The 19,307-nt window shown below is 69.0% G+C and carries 14 protein-coding genes; 9 read left to right on the top strand and 5 right to left on the bottom strand.

What is annotated here, in order from left to right; translation table 11 throughout:
• Window positions 1–64 precede the first annotated feature (64 nt).
• From PJ250_RS07555 to PJ250_RS07565, 3 genes are all read left to right on the top strand, one after another.
• On the top strand, window positions 65–2,839 hold the full coding sequence (locus PJ250_RS07555; protein ID WP_271648565.1) for a TonB-dependent receptor: 2,775 nt from the start codon (window positions 65–67) through the stop codon (window positions 2,837–2,839).
• Window positions 2,840–2,853: 14 nt separating this feature from the next.
• A complete protein-coding gene (locus PJ250_RS07560) occupies window positions 2,854–3,852 on the top strand; it encodes a pectinesterase family protein (RefSeq protein WP_271647970.1) in 999 nt (332 codons plus the stop codon).
• Between the two features lie 93 nt (window positions 3,853–3,945).
• Entirely contained in the window at window positions 3,946–7,773 is a 3,828-nt protein-coding gene (locus PJ250_RS07565) for a LamG-like jellyroll fold domain-containing protein (protein WP_271647971.1), read from the top strand.
• 113 nt (window positions 7,774–7,886) lie between these two features.
• Here the strand turns inward: PJ250_RS07565 and PJ250_RS07570 are convergent, their stop codons facing one another.
• The 4 genes from PJ250_RS07570 to PJ250_RS07585 all read right to left on the bottom strand — a co-directional run bounded on the left by PJ250_RS07570 (window position 7,887) and on the right by PJ250_RS07585 (window position 12,510).
• Window positions 7,887–8,537 (bottom strand): HAD-IA family hydrolase, encoded by a 651-nt coding sequence (locus PJ250_RS07570; protein WP_271647972.1) that lies wholly within the window; start codon window positions 8,535–8,537, stop codon window positions 7,887–7,889.
• 331 nt (window positions 8,538–8,868) lie between these two features.
• Window positions 8,869–9,885: a D-hexose-6-phosphate mutarotase gene (locus PJ250_RS07575; protein WP_271647973.1), complete on the bottom strand. Its 1,017-nt coding sequence runs from the start codon at window positions 9,883–9,885 to the stop codon at window positions 8,869–8,871.
• Window positions 9,885–11,486, bottom strand: a complete 1,602-nt coding sequence (locus tag PJ250_RS07580) for a carboxylesterase/lipase family protein (RefSeq protein WP_271647974.1) — start codon at window positions 11,484–11,486, stop codon at window positions 9,885–9,887. The genes PJ250_RS07575 and PJ250_RS07580 overlap by 1 nt, the downstream gene beginning before the upstream one ends.
• The gene (locus PJ250_RS07585) at window positions 11,476–12,510 is read right to left on the bottom strand and encodes an alpha/beta hydrolase (RefSeq protein ID WP_271647975.1); all 1,035 of its coding nucleotides are present in this window, start codon (window positions 12,508–12,510) and stop codon (window positions 11,476–11,478) included. The genes PJ250_RS07580 and PJ250_RS07585 overlap by 11 nt, the downstream gene beginning before the upstream one ends.
• Before the next feature lie 108 nt (window positions 12,511–12,618).
• On the opposite strand from PJ250_RS07585, the gene PJ250_RS07590 reads away from it, so the two are divergent.
• The 5 genes from PJ250_RS07590 (at window position 12,619) to PJ250_RS07610 (ending at window position 17,588) form a co-directional block, all read left to right on the top strand.
• Window positions 12,619–13,479 (top strand): 2-keto-4-pentenoate hydratase, encoded by an 861-nt coding sequence (locus PJ250_RS07590; protein WP_271647976.1) that lies wholly within the window; start codon window positions 12,619–12,621, stop codon window positions 13,477–13,479.
• A gap of 39 nt (window positions 13,480–13,518) precedes the next feature.
• Complete coding sequence (locus PJ250_RS07595) at window positions 13,519–14,517, top strand: TRAP transporter substrate-binding protein (RefSeq protein ID WP_271647977.1); 999 nt, start codon at window positions 13,519–13,521, stop codon at window positions 14,515–14,517.
• A gap of 13 nt (window positions 14,518–14,530) precedes the next feature.
• Entirely contained in the window at window positions 14,531–15,058 is a 528-nt protein-coding gene (locus PJ250_RS07600; protein ID WP_271647978.1) for a TRAP transporter small permease, read from the top strand.
• Window positions 15,059–15,061: 3 nt separating this feature from the next.
• Window positions 15,062–16,345, top strand: coding sequence for a TRAP transporter large permease (locus PJ250_RS07605; RefSeq protein WP_271647979.1), 1,284 nt, complete (start codon window positions 15,062–15,064; stop codon window positions 16,343–16,345).
• Window positions 16,346–16,517: 172 nt separating this feature from the next.
• Window positions 16,518–17,588, top strand: a complete 1,071-nt coding sequence (locus PJ250_RS07610; protein WP_271647980.1) for a LacI family DNA-binding transcriptional regulator — start codon at window positions 16,518–16,520, stop codon at window positions 17,586–17,588.
• A 103-nt stretch (window positions 17,589–17,691) separates the two neighbouring features.
• On the opposite strand, the gene PJ250_RS07615 is transcribed toward PJ250_RS07610, so the two are convergent.
• Complete coding sequence (locus PJ250_RS07615) at window positions 17,692–18,147, bottom strand: REP-associated tyrosine transposase (RefSeq protein ID WP_271647981.1); 456 nt, start codon at window positions 18,145–18,147, stop codon at window positions 17,692–17,694.
• 297 nt (window positions 18,148–18,444) lie between these two features.
• Here PJ250_RS07615 and kduI point away from each other — a divergent pair, with 297 nt between their 5' ends.
• Window positions 18,445–19,293: a 5-dehydro-4-deoxy-D-glucuronate isomerase gene (gene kduI / locus PJ250_RS07620; RefSeq protein ID WP_271647982.1), complete on the top strand. Its 849-nt coding sequence runs from the start codon at window positions 18,445–18,447 to the stop codon at window positions 19,291–19,293.
• Window positions 19,294–19,307: the final 14 nt, after the last annotated feature.

Below are 19,307 nucleotides of genomic sequence, written 5' to 3' on the forward strand. Positions count from 1 at the left end.
GTCCCCGGTGTCGTCACCGCCTCGGTCCGGCCTGAACAACCAACAAGGAATCACCATGACCATCATGAACTCCGGCACCCCCACCGGTGGGCGTGGAATCAGGCGTGCGGTGCTCACCGTGGCCGTTGGACTGGCGCTGCAGGCCGGCGCCGCCAACGCCCAGGACAACGCCGGGCAGGACCAGGCCGCGACGGCGCCCACCCAGGACGAACAGGCCGTCAACCTGGATGCGGTGTCGGTCACCGGCTATCGGGCCAGCCTTGAGAAGGCGATGGATATCAAGCGCGCGGAGACCGGCATGGTCGATGCCATCGTGGCCGAGGACATCGCCAACTTCCCCGACCTCAACCTGGCCGAGTCCCTACAGCGCATTCCCGGCGTGGTGATCACCCGTGATGCGGGCGAGGGGCGCAACATCTCGGTGCGTGGCCTGGGGCCGGACTTCACCCGCGTGCGCATCAATGGCATGGAAGCCTTGACCACCGTGGGTGGATCGGATCAGAGCGGCGGCTCCAATCGCAGCCGTGGCTTCGACTTCAACGTGTTCGCCTCGGACCTGTTCTCGCAGCTGGTGGTGCGCAAGACCGCGTCCGCCGATGTGGAAGAGGGCTCGCTTGGCGCCACCGTGGACCTGCGCACCGCCCGGCCGTTCGACTACGACGGCTTTACCTTCGCCGCCAGCGGCCAGGCGGGCTATAACGACATGGCCGACAAGGTCAATCCGCGGGTGGCGGGGCTGATCGCCAACACCTGGGCCGATGGACGCTTCGGCGCCTTGCTCTCGGTGGCCTACTCCGAGCGGCAGGTCCGCGAGGAAGGCAGCAACTCCGGTCGCTGGTACAGCGGCACCAGCAACCGGGGATTCAATCCGGATTCGCCGTACTCCCAAGCGGTCAGCCCGGATGTGTATGCGCCGTACTTTCCCCGCTATACCTTGCTTGAACACGATCAGAAGCGGCTCGGGGTGACCGGCTCGCTGCAATTCAAGCTGGACGATGACACCGAGTTCTCCCTGGACGGCCTGTACTCGAAGATCGATGCCCGGCGCGTGGAGAAGTACATCGAGGCCATCTCCTTCGCCTATCCCAATCAGAAGCCGAACATGGTGGTCACCGATGGCGAGATCGATCCGGTTTCCGGCGGCTTGCTGTACGGACAGTTCGATAATGCCGGGATTCGCTCCGAGCAGCGTCTGGACAAGTGGAATACGGTGTTCAAGCAGTTGTCGCTGAGCGGCGAGCATCGGTTCTCGGACAGCTTCAAGATCAACGGCCAGGTAGGCACGTCAAGCTCCAAGCACGACAATCCCATCCAGACCACCATCATCATGGACAAGGTGGGAGTGGATGGCTACAGCTACGACTATCGCGACAGCGCGAAATTCCCGGTGTTCGACTACGGCGTGGACCCCACCGATCCCAACGGCTGGTCCCTGGCCGAGATCCGCCTGCGGCCGCAGTACGTGGAAAACCAGTTCGATACCGGCAGCCTGGATTTCACCTGGAACATGGGCCCCTCGTTCTCGCTCAAAGGCGGCATCCTGGCCAAGAACTACACCTTCCGGACCAACGAATACCGCAGGAGCGCCGAGGCGGTGGTGCCGACCTTCGCCGACGGCACCACGACCGTGCCGGCCGAACTGACCGAGTTGGCCAAGCTGCAGGGCATCACCGGCCATCCGGGCAGTTGGGCCATTCCGGACCTGACCGCCATCTCCGACCTGCTGGACATCAACAGCGGCACCGGCATCTACACGCTGAACCAGCGCACCGCCAACGTGCGCAATGTGGGCGAGAAGGACCGGGGTGCGTGGCTGATGGCCGACTTCGGCTTCGACGTGGGGTCGGTGCCGGTCTCCGGCAATGTCGGTGTGCGCTATGTCCAGACCAGCCAGACCTCGACCGGCTACGCCACGGTCGGGACCTCGTTGCTGCAGACCACCGTGTCGCGCAAGTACGACGACACCCTGCCCTCGTTGAATCTGGTCGCGGAAATCACCCCGGATTTTCTGATCCGCTTCGGCGCGGCCAAGGTCATGGCCCGTCCCAGCCTGGGCAGCCTCAATCCCGGCGTCGCGGTGAGCGTCACCAGTGGCCACAACTACGTCAATGGCGGCAACCCCGCGCTGGATCCCATCCGCGCCGACACCGCCGACCTGGGCTTTGAGTGGTATTTCCAGGAAGGGGCGATGCTGGGACTGGCGCTGTTCTATAAGGACATCGCCAGCTTCGTCCAGGGCACCAGCACGGTGATGCCGTATTCGCAAAGCGGACTGCCGGCCGCGTTGTTGAATGGCACCGGGGCCACGGTCAACGACGAGTTCACCTTCACCGTGCCGCTCAACACGCCCGGCGGCGAACTGAAAGGCGCCGAGTTCAACTACACCCAGCCTTTCAGCTTCCTGCCAGGCAAGTGGGCCAACCTGGGCGCGCAGCTCAACTACACCTACGTCGATTCGCAGATCCAGTACCTGACCGCCACCGGGGCCAGCTCACTGAAGACAGACCTCACCGGACTGTCGAAGAATTCCTACAACGGCACCCTGTTCTACGAAGGCCAGCGTCTGGGCGCGCGCGTGTCCTACACCCATCGCGATGGCTACTACACGCAGGTGCCGGCCAGCGTCCCCGGCTTTGACTTCCACGGCATGAATGCGGTCAATACCGTCGATGCCTCGCTATCCTGGAAGCTCAACAAGCGCCTGGAGCTGAGCCTGGAGGGCATCAACCTGACCAATGCGTCGTCGTACGAGTGGGTGGGCACCTCGTCCTGGAAGCTGCCGTTGACCTACACGGAGACTGGACGCGAAATTCTGCTCGGCGTGCGCTACAAGCTGTGAGGATGCGCCTCGACATGCTGTCCAACCTGTTCCACCGGTCCCTTGCGCGCCCACGCCGGCGTTGGCGCCAGGCTGCGCTGCTGATCACGCTGGCGGTGCTGGCCAACCCGGTCCTGGCCAAGGACTGGCTGGTCGCCCCCGACGGCTCCGGTGATTTCACCACGCTGCAGCAAGCCCTCGACGCAGTGCCCGATGGCAACCGCACACGCCAGGTGATCCGCCTGCGGGCGGGCTTCTATCCGGGCGTGGTCACCGTGGGCAAGGCCAAGTCGATGGTCAGCATCGTGGGCGCCGGTGCTGGCGCCACGGTGCTGAGCTGGAACAACTACGCCGACCGGATCGACCCCAAGACCGGCAAGGCCATGCGCACCAGCGGCTCGTCCACGATGTACGTGTACGGCGACCACTTCATTGCCGAAGACCTGACCATCGAAAACACCGCCGGCAACGTCGGCCAGGCCCTGGCCCTGTCGGTGCAGGCACCGCACGCAGCCTTCAGGAACGTGCGTCTGCTGGGCAACCAGGACACGCTCTACACCCATGTCGGCAGCGTGATCCATTTCAAGGATTGCTACATCGAAGGCACCATCGACTTCATCTTTGGCGGGGCCACGGCGCTGTTCGACGACTGCACCATCGTGGCCAAGGGCAGGATCAGCTACATCACGGCCGCTTCCACGCCGGAAGGGCAGCGCTTTGGCTATGTCTTTCGCCGCGCCATCGTCCGCGGCGAGGGCGTTGGGACCACCTACCTGGGCCGGCCCTGGCGGCCTTACGCGCGCACGGTGTTCATCGATAGCGACCTGGGCGCGAACATCGTGGTGCCGGGTTGGCACAACTGGGACAAGCCCGACGCCGAAGCGACGAGCTACTACGGCGAATTTGGAAGCCGTGGCCCCGGCGCCGCCCCGGAAGAGCGGGTGACCTGGTCCCATCACCTGTCCGGCGAGGAGGCCTTGGCCTATACCGAGCAAGCCATCCTAGGCGACTGGCAACCCTTTGCAGGGCCCTGAAGCGGTCATGCGTAGACCGGATCGAACACGCCGCCAGCACATGCAACGGGTCGGCAGATCCCATCGGAGAACATGATGTTGAAAGCAGTTGCGATGCACCTCGTCCGCCTGGCCTGCCTGGGATCGGCGATGACGCTGTCCTGCCCGGTGATGGCAGCGCAGGCGCCGCAGCTGCTGTTTCGCGTGTCGGCCGATCACGGCTTCGATGCCGATGTGGCCGGCGGCCAGGCGGTGCCCAACTTCCGCGACAAGGTGAAGCTGGTCGACACCGGCAAGTCCGGCAAGGCGATCGAATGGGCAGACGATGGCGTGCTGTCCTGGGAGGCGCCGGGCAACCTCTACACCCAGCGCGGCACGCTGGCGTTCTTCTGGCGCCCGCGCTACGCGGTGGGACAGGCGCCGTTCGTGATCTTCCGCGCCGGCTACGCCGACCACAGCAGCTGGGACATGGCCTGGCTGCGCATCGACTGGAACGGGCATGGCTTCGATGCCTTCGTCACCGACGCCAACCTGGCCCGGGCGCGGGTGTCCTTCGACATGCCCACCCCGCCGGCGGCCGATGCCTGGACCCACATCGCCTTCGCCTGGGACGAGACCCTCGGGGTACGCCTGTACGTGGACGGCCAGGAGGTCGCGCGCAAGGACGCCACCCTGGACCTGGATGCGGGGCTGGACCAGTTCGGCCTGGCCGGGCGGGTGATGTCGCCGCACCAGGTGCAGAGCCGCTACAACTTCCTGCGCGGCAGCGACTTCGACGAGCTGCGCGTCTACGACCACATGCTCGACGCCGCCGGCGCCACTGCGCTGGCCCGGCTGCGCGAGCCGACCACCGCGGTGGCCGCGCGCGATGAAGGCCAGGTGTGGCGGCATCGCTATGGCTGGGATCGCGGCGCACCGCCGGTGCTGGATGCACCGGTGACGCGCATCCGCAAAGTCGAGTTCGCCGATGCGCGCGACCGGAAGGAATGGATGTTCAAGGGCACCGACGGTATCGACGAGACCACCTGGCCCGGCGTGTACAACCGCTCGCGCCTGCCCGGGCGCACCGACTATTTCGAACTGCCGGACTGGAACGTCTACGTGGAAGGCGGCAAGGCGCTGGACCTGACCCTGCCCGACGAGCCGTTCAACCGCATCGAACTGCGCGGCGCGGCCTACGGCCAGGCCAGCTACGCACCAGACAAGGCCGGCGCGCGGTCGCCGCTGTTCCAGCGCCCCGAAGGCGTGGTGCGCAGCGTCGACCAGTTCGCCACCCACCGCGGCGGCCACCTGCGCTTCACCAACGTCGCGCAGGAAACGCCCATCCAGGAAATCTGGGCTTATAACGTGACCGCCGGTGAAATACCCAAGGGCAGCGCCCGCCTGGATTACACCGTGCAGGCCGATATCGCCCCGGACTACGACAACCTGGCCGAGCTGCGTGCCTACATCGCCGGACGCTACCCGGCCGCCGAACGCAGCACCGTGGTGGCCCTGCCGCAGCGCGCCCCCGCGCGTCCGCGCCCTACGGCCAAGGCTGCTGGCGACCTGCGCCCGCTGGTGCACGTGCTGATTCCTTCCACCTTGGGCGATCCGCCGCCGGACCAGCCGCTGATGCGTAGCTGGGCCTATGGCTGGACCAACATGCACGATGGCCTGGACGGCATCGCGCTGGACCTGCCGGCGTTGAACCTGCCGGCTGCCGAGGATGGCCTGATCCCGCTCAACATCAGCGTGGCCGACCCGATCTGGCCGGCGCGCAAGCTGATCGATGTCAGCGTTTCGGTGAAGCCCGGCCAGGCGCGCACGCTGTGGCTGGACACGCGCGACCGCATCCTGGACGACCACAGCCTGATGCTGTCGGTGGCCTCGGCCGCGCCGGGCTTCGATGCGCGCGCGCTGGACGGCGCCGGCGTGCATCTGGTGTTCAAGCCACGCGCGCAGGCCCTGGCCGAGCACACCGCCGACCGCTTCAACCAGGCCCGCGACAACTGGGGCTTCCTGGTCGAGGAACACACCACCTCGCGCCGGCAGCGGCTGTACCGGCGCCTGGAACGCGACATGCACGACCTGCTGCGCGTGGACCCGGACCACGCCCTGGGCCGGGTGTTGTGGAACGACATCAGCTACGACAACCAGGCCCCGCTGCCGGTGGAGCAGCCCACGCCGCCCAAGGGCGTGCCGGACTGGGCGTTCTGGCAGCTGGAGGACCTCAAGCTGTCGCGGGCCTTTGCCAACTGGTGGATCGACCAGCGCCAGGTGGACTACGGCGATTTCGGCGGGGGCATCTCCGATGACACCGACCTGACCCAGCAATGGCCGGGCCTGGCGCTGATGGGCGTGGACCCGGACAAGCTCAACGCCTCGCTGCTGGCCCTGTCCGCGGCCAACTACCGCAACGGCATGTTCACCAACGGGCTGTCGACCATCGAGACCGACGAGCTGCACAGCTACGAGGAGGGCATCAACCTCAACAGCGAGCTGCTCTACCTCAACTGGGGCGATCCGCGCACGGTCGAGCGGATCATGAAGACCGTGCATGCGCTGACCGACATCATCACGGTCAATCCGCACGGCAACCTGCTGTTCTCCAGCAACTGGTTCGGCGGGCGCAAGGTCTATCGCGAGCCCAACTGGCAGTGGCAGAAGCCGTACTCGTTCCCCATCGTCCACCCGATCATGCAGCTTGGCGCCTACAACGCCGACCCCACCGCGCGCGGCATGATCACCGGCCTGGCCGATGGCTATCTGGCCCACGCCTACACCAATGCCAAGGGCCAGTGGGCACTGCCCAACGAGATCAACTGGGCCACTGGCGCCACCCGTGGCGGCGAGCTGTTCGACGGCAGCGGTGGCTCGGAGCTGATGCACACCTTCTGGGCGGCCTGGCGCTTCAGCGGCGATGACAAGTACCTCAAGCCGCTGGACTACCGCGTCGACCGCGCCGGCCCGGGTGGGCTGTCGCTGTTGACCGAGAACTACCTGGACGTGCTGGGCAAGCGCGACACCTGGGGCGCGAAGATCGCCGCTGGCGCGAAGCGCGACGACGCCTCGCCCTTCGCCCGCTACGTGGCCTGGCAGGACAGCGGCGACACCGCGCAGCTGGCGGCCCTGTTCCGCGAGGAAGCGCGCGCCAAGCAACGCGACTTCTACCTCAACACCGACGGGCAGTGGTGGAGCGACCGGGTCGAATCCCCGACCGAATGGCTGCAGCATGTGCGCCTGGGCGGGGTGGGGCTCAAGCGCAACCAGACCTGGCAGGGCAATACGGTGAGCTGGCGCTTCGACGATCCGCAGGCGGCCGTGCAGGTGGCCCTGCTGGTGCCGCGGCCCACGCGCGAGCGTTTCACCGTGATCGGCTACAACCTCTCGGACCAGGCGCAGGCCGCGCAGATGGCCGGCTGGAACATCGCCGCCGGACGCTGGCGCATGACCACCGGCGTGGACCGCGATGGCGATGGCAAGATCGACGGCAAGGGTGCAACACGCGAGTTCGACTGGCAGAAGAGCGGGACGGTCGATGTGCGATTCCCGCCGGGCGCGCAGTGGGTGATGCAGCTGGAGCTGGTCACGCCGGCAGCCACGCCGGTCGAGCAGCGTGCCGATCTAGGCATCGGCTTTGGCGATGTGCAGACCACCGATGGTGCGCTGACGGTGACCGTGCACAGCCTGGGCCACCTGGACGCACCGGCGGGGCAGGTGCTGCTGGAAGACGCCAAGGGCAAGGTCCTGGCCCAGGCGGCGTTCCCGGCACTGCAGGCGCCGCGCGACCTTCAGCCCAAGACGGCCCAGGTGCGCCTGGCGCTGCCGGCCGGCCTGGACATCTCAGGCGCGCAGTTGCGCCTGGTCACCGAGGGGCAGGTGCCCGAGGTGACTCTGCGCAACAACCGCGTGGGGTTGCCGCAGCGCCAGGGAACCGCGCCAACCGCGGAGTCCCCGTAGCGCGGCGCTTGCGCCGCTGCCCTTTTCGACCGGATCCTCGCGAGAGCTTCAGCGCAGCAAGCTGCGCTCTACAGGGAACAGGACCACCCACGAGGGGAACAGGACCGCTCGCCTCAGCCTGCGCGCTCGCGCAGCTGCAGGCCGGCTTTGCTGGCCTCTGCCTGTAGGCCGAGGAAGTCACGCGCGCTGCGGTGTGGGGTGTCCACGTGCCCGGCATGGGTAGCGGTGATCACCAGCACCTCGGCACCGGCGGCCTCGGCCGCGCCGATGCCGGCCGGCGCGTCTTCGAAGATCAGGCAGTGCGCGGCGTCCACGCCCAGGCGCTGGGCGGCCAGCCGGTAGCCGGACGGGTCGGGTTTGCCGCGTTCCACGTCCTCGGCGGTGACCATCACCGGGGCGGGGGGCAGTCCGGCGGCCTGCAGACGGCGCAGGGCCAGTTCGCGCGGGGCGGAAGTCACGATCGCCCAGGCGTGCGCCGGCAGGCTGGCGGTGAAGGCTGCCGCGCCGGCGATGGCTTCCACGCCGTCCACGTCCTCGATCTCCCAGGCGGTGATGCGCGCGGCCTCGGCCTGCGCGTCGGCGTCGGGCAGCACCCGGCGCACGGTGTCCAGCGCCCGCGCGCCATGGATGCTGGGGACGAAACCCGGGTCCAGCCCGTGCAGCTGCGCCCAGCGCGTCCACACGCGCTCGGCCGCGGCGATGGAGGTCAGCAAGGTGCCGTCCATGTCGAACAGGAAGGCGGGGTAGGTGCGTTCCAGATCCAAATCGAGCTCCGGGCAGGGGGCGCATCAGCCTAGCAGCGGGGCTGCGAGCGGACGGTGCAGGCGGTTGTCTCGGCGGTGGTGGCCACGCCGATGCGCATGCGCCGCACAGGTTTGCTCGTCGCAAAGCATTTCCTGATGCGGGCAGTGCGACTGACCCACGAAGCGGACTGGGGAGCGTCGTGCACATCGTCCCACCGCAGTTGAGCGCGTCGCCGTCGATCAGGAATCCAGGCCGCCCGCCGGCATCGTGGGAGATGCAGGGCGGATCATCGCAAGGCGGATGTCACCGACCCGGCGCAGAAGGATTCGCCCGGCGCGCGCGTAAGGCCGCTCAGCGCGACTGGACCGTGACGCGATACCCCAGCCGATGCCGGGCACCCGGCGCCAGCACCACCACGTCGTCACCGGCATTGGCGGTTTCCAGGCACACGTAGTGGCGCCAGCCGGAGCCGATGTCCGGACTGCGGGTCTGCGCGTCCACGCCGGGATTCCAGGTCACCAGGCTGTGGCTGCCGGTGGTGTCCAGGACGATGCGCCGGTCCAGCACCGGATCATCCAGCACGTAGTGGCTATCGGTGCCGGTGTAGATCCGGTCCACCTGGCCCCCGGCGGCGGTGAGCGACCAGGGGCCCTGCTGCACGTAGGCGGCGGCGAAGCCTTCGGCCTTGTTGCGGTACGTGGCCCCCTGCAGCCCATCCACGCGAACCTGCATCGCATCGCCCACCCGGTAGTAGCTGTGCAGCGCCTGGGTGAAGCGCACCGGCGTAGTCCCGGTATTGGTGGTGGTCAGGGTCTGCTCGAGCGCCTGGCCCACGCGCAGGGTCATGCGCAGCGCCAGGCCGGGCACCGGCTGCGGGGGGGCCAGCACCAACGTCAGCGTGCCGTCGGGCGCGCGCCTGGCCTCCACCACCTGCCAGCGCAGGGTGCGCACCAGTCCGTGCGCGGGCAACGCCGCGGTCTGTCCCTGCCTTGAGAAGTACGGCCACAGCACCGGCACGCCGCCGCGGATGGGCTGCGGTGGCAGCGCGGTGTCGGGCGACAGCCACAGCACATCCTGCCCACCGCGTGGCACCCACGACAGCAGGTGGCCGCCGAACAGGGCCACGACCGCGGTGCCGCCGGGCGCCTCCAGTCGCAGCGCGTCGAAGCCGGCGAAGGTCACCCGGCTCAGGCCTTCCACCTGGGGGAGCGGCGCTTCTGCAACCGGCGCGGCTGCGGCGGGCAGGACGAAGGCGGTGTGCGGTGGGAAGGCGTGCCCCGACTCGCGCGTCGGCATCGGCGCGCAGGCCGCAACGGCCGCCGCCAGCAGCAGGCAGATCCCCGCCGTGCGCGTCGCCCTGGCCGCCATCAGAACGTCCCGCGCTGGACGAACGGCGCCTGCGCGTAGAGTCGGCGTTCGCCGCCGCGGGGATCGTGCGCCTGGCGGCTGGGGGTGTCGAAGACCATGGTTTCGCGCTGGGCCAGCGAGTACGGCGCCCAGGCCGGCAAACCGGCGTGGTTGGGGTCGCCGTGGCGGGCGAAGGCCAGCAGGGTGTCGCGCATCTGCCTAGCCATGCGCTGCGCGCCTTCGCCCGTGCCGGTGCGCGAGCCAGGCTGGGCGATGTTGTCGAACACCAGCGGGATATCCAGGGTGTGGAAGGCGCGCAGCTTGGCCGCCTCGCCGTCATGGTCGTACCAGTCCAGCTGATAGGCCCAGGTCGGCGCGCCCTGGCGTGCACGCGCCTCCAGTTCCTCCACTGCCCCGCGCCACGAGCGCCCGGCCGTGGTCGCGGCGAAGAACACCTCCGAGGGGCTGTAGTGCGGATACAGCTGGCGGTAGCCGGCCACCACGATCGAGGGCAGCAGGTCCACGTACTGCTGCCGCTCCAGCAGCGCCGGCACCTCGTCCCAGCTCAGCTCGAAGTGGTGCGGATCGCGGCCCAGAAAGGCGCGGGTCTCGTCATGGGTGTTGCCGATCACCATCGGCAGCCGCGCCGACTGCAGCGGCGCGGTCGGCCAGAACGGATGGCTCGGCAGCACGCCGCCATCGAACACCGGGCCGACGTACAGCGCGGTGTCCTCCACCCGCGAGGGATCGCGCGTGGCCATGCCGTCGAGCAGGCGCTGGGCCGGCAGGGTGCGCAGCGCGGCGGCGTCCTTGACTCCGAGCGCGTCCATCAGCAGTCGCGCGCGCTGGGTGGCCGCGCGCGGGCCGCAGGCGGTGACCTGCTGGCCGCTCATCGTCCAGGCGCGGTGGAACAGGCCCTTGGCCGCGGGCATCGCCATCAGCGTGGCGATCTTGGCCCCGCCGCCGGACTGCCCGAACAGGGTGACGTTGCCGGCATCGCCGCCGAACTCGTCGGCGTGGCGCCGCACCCACTGCAGCGCCTGCACCAGGTCCAACTGGCCCACGTTGCCCGACTCGGCGAAGGATGCATCGCCCAACTGCGCCAGATAAAGGTAGCCGAAGGCGTTGAGGCGATGGTTGACAGTGATCACCACCACGTCGCCGGCCCGCGACAGGTTGACCCCGTCGTAGAGCGGGTCGCCGCCCGAGCCGTTGTTGAAGGCGCCGCCGTGGATGTAGACCAGGATCGGCCGCTTGCCGCCATCGCGCAGCGCCGGGGTCCACACGTTGAGGAACAGGCAGTCCTCGCTGGTCGGCTCCTCGGTTCCGGTCTGCGGTGCGGCCGCACCCAGCGTAGTGGCCTGGCGCACGCCCTTCCAGGGCTGCTCGGGCAGGGCGGGCATGAAGCGGCGCGCCGTGGTGTCCGCGCCGTAGGGCACGCCCTTGAACACGGCGATGCCCTGATCGAGCTCGCCGCGGATCTGGCCGCTGCGGGTGGTGGCGATAGGTGCGTCGCCCAGCGGGCGAGCCGCGGCCGGCCACAGGGGCGCGGTGGCCAGGGCCAGGCCGCCCAGCGAGGCCTGGCGCAGAAACGCGCGGCGGCTGCCGTCTTCATGGTGCATGGGAATCCTCCTGCTTGTTCGTATCGCGCGTGGCGTATTGCCAGCGCATCCAGTCCAGGGCCAGCCGCGGCCAGGCGGCCACGGTCAGGCCGGTCGTGCCGCGCACGCCAAAGCCGTGCCCACCCTGGGGAAACACATGCAGCTCGGTCGAGACGCCGTGCGCCAGCAGCGCCTGCGCGTAGACCAGCGTGTTGGCCACCGGGACCACGTCATCATCCTGCGCGTGCAGCAGGAACGCCGGCGGGCTGGCGGCGGTGACCGTGTTCTGGGCCGAATAGGCGCGCATGCTCGCCGGGTCCGGGTGCGCGCCCAGCAGGCGCTGGCGCGAGCCGGGATGGGCGATCAGCGGCCCCAGGTCGATCACCGGGTACACCAGCAGCTGCAGGTCCGGTCGCGCGGACAGCGCATCGGCGGCGTCCACGCGCGGATACACGCGCGCATCGAAGCGGGTGGCCAGGCTGGCCGCGACGTGGCCGCCCGCGGAAAACCCCATCACCCCGACCTTGTGCGGATCGACGCCGTACTCGGCGGCATGGGCGCGGATCAGGCGGATCGCGCGCTGTGCATCGGCCAGCGGCACCTCGCGCGGATCGGGATGGCCCTCGGCCGGCAGCCGGTAGCGCAGCACGAACAGGGTTACCCCGCCGCGCGTGACCAGGTCCGGCACCAGCGCGCTGCCTTCCTTGTCCAGGACCACGCGCTGGTAGCCGCCGCCGGGGACGACCAGCAGGGCGCTGCCATCGGGCCGCGCGGGCCGGTAGACGACAAGATAGGGATGGCTGACCCGGTCGATGTAGCGGTCCGGCATCGCCGGGTCGGCGCTGCGTTCGACGATGTGCTCGGCGCCGGCCAAAGCGGTGTCGCCAGGCGCCAGGCGGCCGGGCCACAGCATCAGGCGCGAGGCCTGTTCGGCGGGCGTCTCGCCTCCTGCCGCCGGTACGGGCCTGGCGTGCGCCGCCGCCGCGGCCAGCAGCCCGCCGAGCAGGCACGCCAGCACGCGGTGGACGATTCCGGTCTGCTGCATGGCAACCCCTCCCAAGGTCGTCGACGCCAGGTCCGTCATGCGGCGATGTCGCAGTGCACATTGCCAATGACACCGGTTTACCATATACATCGACCACAGGCGCTGTCGATGGGCAGTGCAGCAACGCTCGCCGCCAACGGGGACATCGCCTTGAGCCAGGAACGCCATTCTTCCGCAGCACTGCCCGCCGACGCCGAGGCGATCGCGCACGCCTTCGTGCAGGCACGCCAGGCGGGGCAATCGTTGCCGGATTTTCCTGGCACCATTCCGCCAGACTTGGTCAGCGCGTATCAGGTGCAGGACCTGGCCATTGCCCAGTGGCCCGATACGGTGGTCGGCTGGAAGGTCGGCTACATCGCCGCCGAGCGCCGCGACGCCAGCGGCGACGAGCGCCTGCTCGGCCCGATCTACGCGCGCCAGCTCTGGAATGCCACCGGTGCCATCGTGGAGTTCCCGGTATTCGACGGCGGCTTTGCCGCAGTCGAAGCCGAGTACGTGCTGCGCCTGGAACAGGACGCGCCGGCCGACCAGCTGCACTACACGCCCGAGCAGGCCGTGGCCATCGCCTCGACCCTGCTGCTGGGCGTGGAGATCGCCAGCAGCCCGCTGGCCACCATCAACCAGCTGGGCCCGCGCGTGGTGGTCAGCGACTTCGGCAACAACAACGGCCTGATCCTGGGGCCACAGGTGCCCGACTGGCAGGCCCTGGATGAGGACGGCCTGCGCGCGGAGACCTTCATCGAAGGCACCCGCGTCGGCACCGGCGGCGCGCGGCTGCTGCCCGGCGGCCTGCGCGCGGCCTTCGCCTTCGCCCTGGGCCGCTCGGCGCAGCGCGGACGTCCGCTCAAGCAGGGCGACCTGATCGCCACCGGCAACGCCACCGGCATCCACGACATCCGCATCGGCCAGCAGGCATTGGTGCGGTTCGAGGGATATTTCGACATTCCATGCAGGGCCATCGCCGCCTAGGGTTGCGGACGATGGAGTGAACACGCGCGGGAGGGCGCCATGATCACTCGCAGGACCATGCTCGGCGCCGCCGTCGGCGCGCTGGCCACCTTGCCCACGCTGGGCCGGGCGGTCACGCGCCTGGACGGCGGCGGCCAACTGCTGACCGCCAGCGATGTGCACGTGGCCGACTATCCCACGGTGCAGGCGGTGAACTGGATGGGCGAGCGCCTGGCGCGCGAGACCGACGGCCGCCTGCGCCTGCGCATGTACCACGCAGGCCAGCTGGGCCGCGAGGCCGAGGCCATCGACATGGCCCGTTTCGGCGCCATCGACATCACCCGCGTGTACGCCGGGGCGCTCAACAACGCCTTCCCGCTGACCAGCGCGCTGTGCCTGCCCTATGTGTTCGACTCGACCGAGCACCAACGCCGCGCGCTGGACGGCGGGGTGGCCGACGCGGTGCTGCGCGGCTTCGAGACCCGCGACCTGGTGGGTCTGGCGATCTACGACTCGGGCGCGCGCAACTTCTACAACACGCGCAAGCCGCTGGTGGAACCGGGCGACCTGCACGGACTCAAGCTGCGCGTGGCGGCCTCGGACATGTTCATCGAGCTGATGCGCATGCTGGGCACCAACCCCACGCCGATGTCGCTGGGCGAGACCTTCCAGGCGATGGAGACGCACATGCTGGACGGCGCGGAGAACAACATCCGCAGCTTCCACTCCAGCCGCCATTTCGAGGCCGCGCACTACTGGTCGCGCAGCCAGCATTCCTTCGCCCCGGACGTGCTGTTGATGTCGCGGCGCAGCTTCGAGCAGCTGCGTCCCGACGACCGCGCCCGCGTGGTCGCGGCCGCGCGCGACTCGGTCCCGGTCATGCGCCAGCTGTGGGACGCCTCCGAAACGGCGGCGCGCGAGGCCGTGCAGGCCGCCGGCGTGCGCTTCAACGACGTGGACATGGAGGCCTTCCGCGCCGCCGCCGCGCCGCTGGTGCAGCGCTACCGGCAGCTCCCCGGCATCGAGCCGCTCTACCGTCGCATCCGCGACTTCGCCTGAGGATTCCATGCGCATGCCCCACGTCCATGCCGCCTCCTCCGCCCCGCCGCTGGTTGGCGTGCAGCGCGCGCTGGACCGCCTGGCCTCGGCGGCCATCGCCATCGCCGCCGCCGCCCTGCTGGCCCTGGTCGCCGTGCAGGGCTGGCAGGTCTTCGCCCGCTACGTGCTCAACGATTCGCCCAGCTGGACCGAGCCGGTGACCCTGCTGCTGCTGAGCACGGCAATGAGCCTGGGCGCGGCCTGCGGCGTGCACGAGGCGCGGCACTTCGGCTTCTTCCTGCTGGCACAGCGCACCCCGGCCGCCCTGCGCCGGGTGTTCGAGGCCATCGCACCGCTGGTGATGCTGGCCCTGGGCGTGGTGCTGGCTGGCTGGAGCGCGGTGCTGCTGGCCGACGGCTTGCACATCAAGACCGCTGGCGCGCCGCTGCCGCAGAGCATCAACTACGCGCCGCTGTGCCTGGGCGGGGCGCTGATCGCGGTGTTCGCGCTGTTCCGCCTGGTGCGGGTGCTGGTCGGCGTGGGCCAGGACAAGGAGGCTTAAGCGATGGCGATCGCATTGCTGTTTGGATTGTTCATGGTGTTGCTGGTGATCGGGGTGCCGGTGGGCTTCGCCCTGGCCGGTGCCGCACTGGCGACCCTGCTGTACCTGGACCTGCCCTCGGTGGTGCTGGTCCAGCAGATGCAGGCCGGGGTGGGCTCGGCGTCGCTGATCGCCATCCCGCTTTTCATCTTCGCCGGCGAGATCATGCTGCGCGGCGGAATCTCCGAGCGCCTGATCGCCTTGGCGGCCTCGCTGGTGGGGCGTTTCCGTGGCGGCCTGGGCCAGGTCAGCGTGCTGTCCTCGCTGTTCTTCGGCGGGGTCTCCGGCTCGGCCATCGCCGATGTCTCGGCGGTGGGCGGCACGATGATCCCGCAGATGGTCCAGCGCGGGTACGGACGCGATTTCGCGGTCAACGTCAGCATCACCGCCGCGCTGGTGGCGCTGCTGGTGCCGCCTTCGCACAACCTGATCCTGTTCTCGGCCGCGGCCGGCGGCGGGTTATCCATCGCCGACCTGTTCGCCGCCGGCATCGTCCCGGCGTTGCTGATGACCGTGGCGATGATGGGCACCGGTTATGCGGTGGCGCGCCGGCGTGGCTACGGCACCGAGCCTTTCCCCGGTGCGCGCGCGGTGCTGCTGCGGCTGGTCTCGGCGCTGCCGGGGCTGGGGCTGGTGGCGCTGATCTTCTTCGGCATCCGCGCGGGCATCTTCACCGCGGTGGAGAGCGCTGCGCTGGCCGTGCTCTATGCGCTGGGCGTGACCGCGCTGCTGTACCGGCAGCTGGGCTGGCGCATCTTCCTGGCCACGGTGTCGCACGCGGCGCGCACTACCGGGGTGATCCTGTTCGTGATCGCCACCGCGGCGGTGTTCGGCTGGCTGCTGGCCTATCTGCAGGTGCCCACCCACGCGGTGGAATTCCTGCAGTCCTTCGCCCACGACAAGATCACGGTGCTGCTGATGATCATCGTGATGCTGCTGGTGCTGGGGACCTTCATGGACCTGGCGCCGATGATCCTGATCTGCACGCCGATCTTCTTGCCGGTGGCCAAGGCCTACGGCATCAACCCGATCCACTTCGGCCTGGTGCTGGTCCTGACCGGCGGCATCGGCCTGGTGACCCCGCCGGTGGGCTCGGTGCTGTTCATCGGCACGGCCATCGGCAAGATCTCGGTGGCCGAGTGCATGCGCAGCATCTGGCCGTTCTGGCTGGCGGCGCTGGCAGTCCTGCTGGTGGTGGCCTTCTTCCCGCAGCTGTCGATGTGGCTGCCGGAGCTCATGCGGGCCTGAGTCACCAACGCGCCTGCGCTTCGAGGCGCATCCCGACGGCAAGACCTGGGCGAAGCCGCCGGTCCGAATCGGGCAGGTGCCTGTCGTGATGTCCGCCACCGCGCGCCGGATCGCGCCGGCGCGGCGCCGGCGACCGGCTAGAATCTCTCCCTTCCACGCTACGGGCCCCGCCATGCCGCGCAAGAAAGCTGCCGATGCGCCTTCGCCCACGCTGCCGAGGCTGCCGGACGGGCGCGTGGCGACCATCAACGACATCGCGCGCCTGTCCGGGGTGTCCAAGAAGACCGTGTCGCGGATCATCAACGATTCGCCGCTGGTGCGGCCGGATACCCGCGAGAAGGTCCAGGCGCTGATGCGCGAGGTGGGGTATTCGCCCGATCCGCTGGCGCGCGGCCTGGCGTTCCGTCGCTCGTTCCTGATCGGCATGGTCTACGACAATCCCACCGCGCAATACGTGGTGGACATGCAGAACGGCGCCCTGGATGCCCTGCGTGGTTCCAGTTACGAGCTGGTGGTGCATCCGTGCGATACGCGCAGCCCCGGCTACATCGAGGGCGTGCGCCGCTTCGTCCAGGCACAGAAGCTGCACGGGGTGATCCTGGTGCCACGCGCCTCCGAGGACCAGGCCCTGGCCGACATGCTGGCCCAGATCGGCTGCCGCTACGTGCGCATCGCCTCGCTGCCGCTGGATTCGACCTCGCCGACCGTGGTCACCCACGACCGCGAAGGCGCCACCGAGGCGGCCGATTACCTGCTCTCGCTGGGCCACCGCGACATCGGCCTGATCACCGGTCCCAATGTCTACCGCTCCAGCCAGGAGCGCACCGCGGGTTTCCTGGAGGCGCTCAACCGACGCGGCATCGAGCTGCCCAAGGCGCGGGTGATCGAGGCCGGCTACACCTTCGAATCCGGCGTGGCCGCGGCCGAGAAACTGCTGCTCAAGGGCGCACGGCCCACGGCGATCTTCACCGGTAACGACGAGATGGCCGCCGGCGCCTACAAGGTGGCCCTGCGCGCGGGGATGACCCTGCCGCGCGAACTGTCCATCGTCGGCTTCGACGACAGCCCCCTGGCCTCGCGGCTGTGGCCGCCGCTGACCTCGGTGCGCCGCAACACCCGCGATACCGGGCGCATGGCCGCGGCCATGCTGATCCAGCCGGAAGGCTCGCCCACGACCCTGCCGGCCGCCAGCGTGCGCCCGCACCTGGTGGTGCGCGATTCCTGCCAGCCACCGGAAGACTGACCTTGCCGGCGGATGGTGCAGCGCTCCCTGGACTGCTCCGTGGGAGCGGCTACAGCGGCGATGAAGCTTTCATGGGGGAGTGACCGCGACCCAAGCCCCATCATCAAAGCCAGATCGCATCCCAGTACGGATAGTCGCCCACACGCTTCACGATCCCGGCCCGGACGGGATTGGCCACGAGATAGCGGGCGATCGCCAGCGCGTCCTCCTCCCGTCGCAATGCATGGTCGTGGAATCCTTGCGCCCACAACGGCGTTCGATCACGCCTCTCGGCACGCCAGGCCCGGCTCGCGGCCGCCTTGGCCCGGCCCACCGCACGGCCCAGCGATTCCTCTCCAAGCTCCAGAAGGCCATGCCAGTGATCCGGCATCAGCACCCAGCACAGCAGACGGGCGCTTCCCCAGTGTGCCGGGTCGGCGAGATGACGGGCGGTGTTGCTGGCGTGGCACCAGTGGCGAAAGTGGGGGAGGCGTCGGTACGTGGTGAAGGTCACCAGATAACGTTGGCCGGGCGAGGAAAACCGTCCCTTGCGCAGATGGTGGGAGTGAGGAGGCGGCATGCACGCCAGGCTAGGTGCATGCGGCAGCGGCGGGTATCGGGATCGTTCGCAGGAGTCGGTCAGAACTTTCCGATGTGCCAGCGGGCACCAGAGCCTGAGGATTGCACCGGGAGAGCCGCATCGCTGCTGTAGCAGCTCCCACACAGGCGCCCAACCCGCCTTCCTACCTCAGACTCAAAATCGCCGGCACGTCGTGCACCGCGCAATGACACCGGTAGCCAAAGATCGTTAGACTGACGCGGTCCGCCCACGGCCGGCGCCGATTGCCGGTGCCCGCCCCCCGCTACGGAGCACGCCATGTACTGCAAGACCCACTACGCCACCCACCCGGCCGCCATCGAGGGCGTCGACAACGATGCCTTGCGCGACCTGTACCTGCTCGACGGTCTGTTCGAGCCCGGCAAGGTGGTCATGAAGTACACCCACTACGAGCGCTTCGTGCTCGGCGGCGTCAGCCCGGGTGCCACGCCGCTGCGCCTGCCCGACCAGACCGAGCCGGCCTCGGCCGCCGGGCATCCGTTCCTGGAGCGGCGCGAGCTGGGCGTGATCAACGTCGGTGGCGGCACCGGCACGGTCACGGTCGACGGCACCGAGTACACGCTGACCCCCAAGGATGGCCTGTACATCCCGATGGGCAGCAAGGACGTGAGCTTTGCCTCGGCCGATGCGGCCAACCCGGCGCTGTACTACCTGGCCTCCACGCCGGCGCATGCGCGCTTTGAGACCAAGAAGATCTCCATCGCCGACGCGGTCCCGCTGGAAAGGGGCGCGCTGGAGACCAGCAACGAGCGCACCATCTACCAGTACATCGTGCCGGCCACCTGCCAGTCCTCGCAGCTGCTGCTGGGCCTGACCATCCTCAAGCCGGGCAGCGTGTGGAACACCATGCCGCCGCACCTGCACGACCGGCGCAGCGAGGTGTACTTCTACTTCGACCTGTCCGACAACGACCGCGTCTATCACTTCATGGGCAAGCCGGAAGCCCAGCGCCACATCGTGATGAAGAACAACGAGGCCGTCGTCTCGCCGCCGTGGTCCATCCACATGGGCGCGGGCACCTCCAACTATGCCTTCATCTGGGCGATGGGCGGGGAGAACCTGGACTACACCGACATGCACGTGCTGGACATCTGCCAGCTCAAGTAAGCCCCCGCGTCCGC

Source organism: Pseudoxanthomonas sp. JBR18 (genome assembly GCF_028198165.1).
Classification (GTDB): Bacteria; Pseudomonadota; Gammaproteobacteria; order Xanthomonadales; family Xanthomonadaceae; genus Pseudoxanthomonas_A.

What these genes read in the sequence shown, in the direction of transcription:
- PJ250_RS07555 (WP_271648565.1), top strand. Translation starts at nt 65, where the DNA reads ATGAACTCCGGCACCCCCACCGGTGGGCGTGGAATCAGGCGTGCGGTG.
- PJ250_RS07560 (WP_271647970.1), top strand. Translation starts at nt 2,854, where the DNA reads ATGCTGTCCAACCTGTTCCACCGGTCCCTTGCGCGCCCACGCCGGCGT.
- PJ250_RS07565 (WP_271647971.1), top strand. Translation starts at nt 3,946, where the DNA reads ATGCACCTCGTCCGCCTGGCCTGCCTGGGATCGGCGATGACGCTGTCC.
- PJ250_RS07575 (WP_271647973.1), bottom strand. Translation starts at nt 9,885, where the DNA reads ATGGCGGCCAGGGCGACGCGCACGGCGGGGATCTGCCTGCTGCTGGCG.
- PJ250_RS07580 (WP_271647974.1), bottom strand. Translation starts at nt 11,486, where the DNA reads ATGCACCATGAAGACGGCAGCCGCCGCGCGTTTCTGCGCCAGGCCTCG.
- PJ250_RS07585 (WP_271647975.1), bottom strand. Translation starts at nt 12,510, where the DNA reads ATGCAGCAGACCGGAATCGTCCACCGCGTGCTGGCGTGCCTGCTCGGC.
- PJ250_RS07590 (WP_271647976.1), top strand. Translation starts at nt 12,619, where the DNA reads ATGGGCAGTGCAGCAACGCTCGCCGCCAACGGGGACATCGCCTTGAGC.
- PJ250_RS07595 (WP_271647977.1), top strand. Translation starts at nt 13,519, where the DNA reads ATGATCACTCGCAGGACCATGCTCGGCGCCGCCGTCGGCGCGCTGGCC.
- PJ250_RS07600 (WP_271647978.1), top strand. Translation starts at nt 14,531, where the DNA reads ATGCCCCACGTCCATGCCGCCTCCTCCGCCCCGCCGCTGGTTGGCGTG.
- PJ250_RS07605 (WP_271647979.1), top strand. Translation starts at nt 15,062, where the DNA reads ATGGCGATCGCATTGCTGTTTGGATTGTTCATGGTGTTGCTGGTGATC.
- PJ250_RS07610 (WP_271647980.1), top strand. Translation starts at nt 16,518, where the DNA reads ATGCCGCGCAAGAAAGCTGCCGATGCGCCTTCGCCCACGCTGCCGAGG.
- PJ250_RS07615 (WP_271647981.1), bottom strand. Translation starts at nt 18,147, where the DNA reads ATGCCGCCTCCTCACTCCCACCATCTGCGCAAGGGACGGTTTTCCTCG.
- kduI (WP_271647982.1), top strand. Translation starts at nt 18,445, where the DNA reads ATGTACTGCAAGACCCACTACGCCACCCACCCGGCCGCCATCGAGGGC.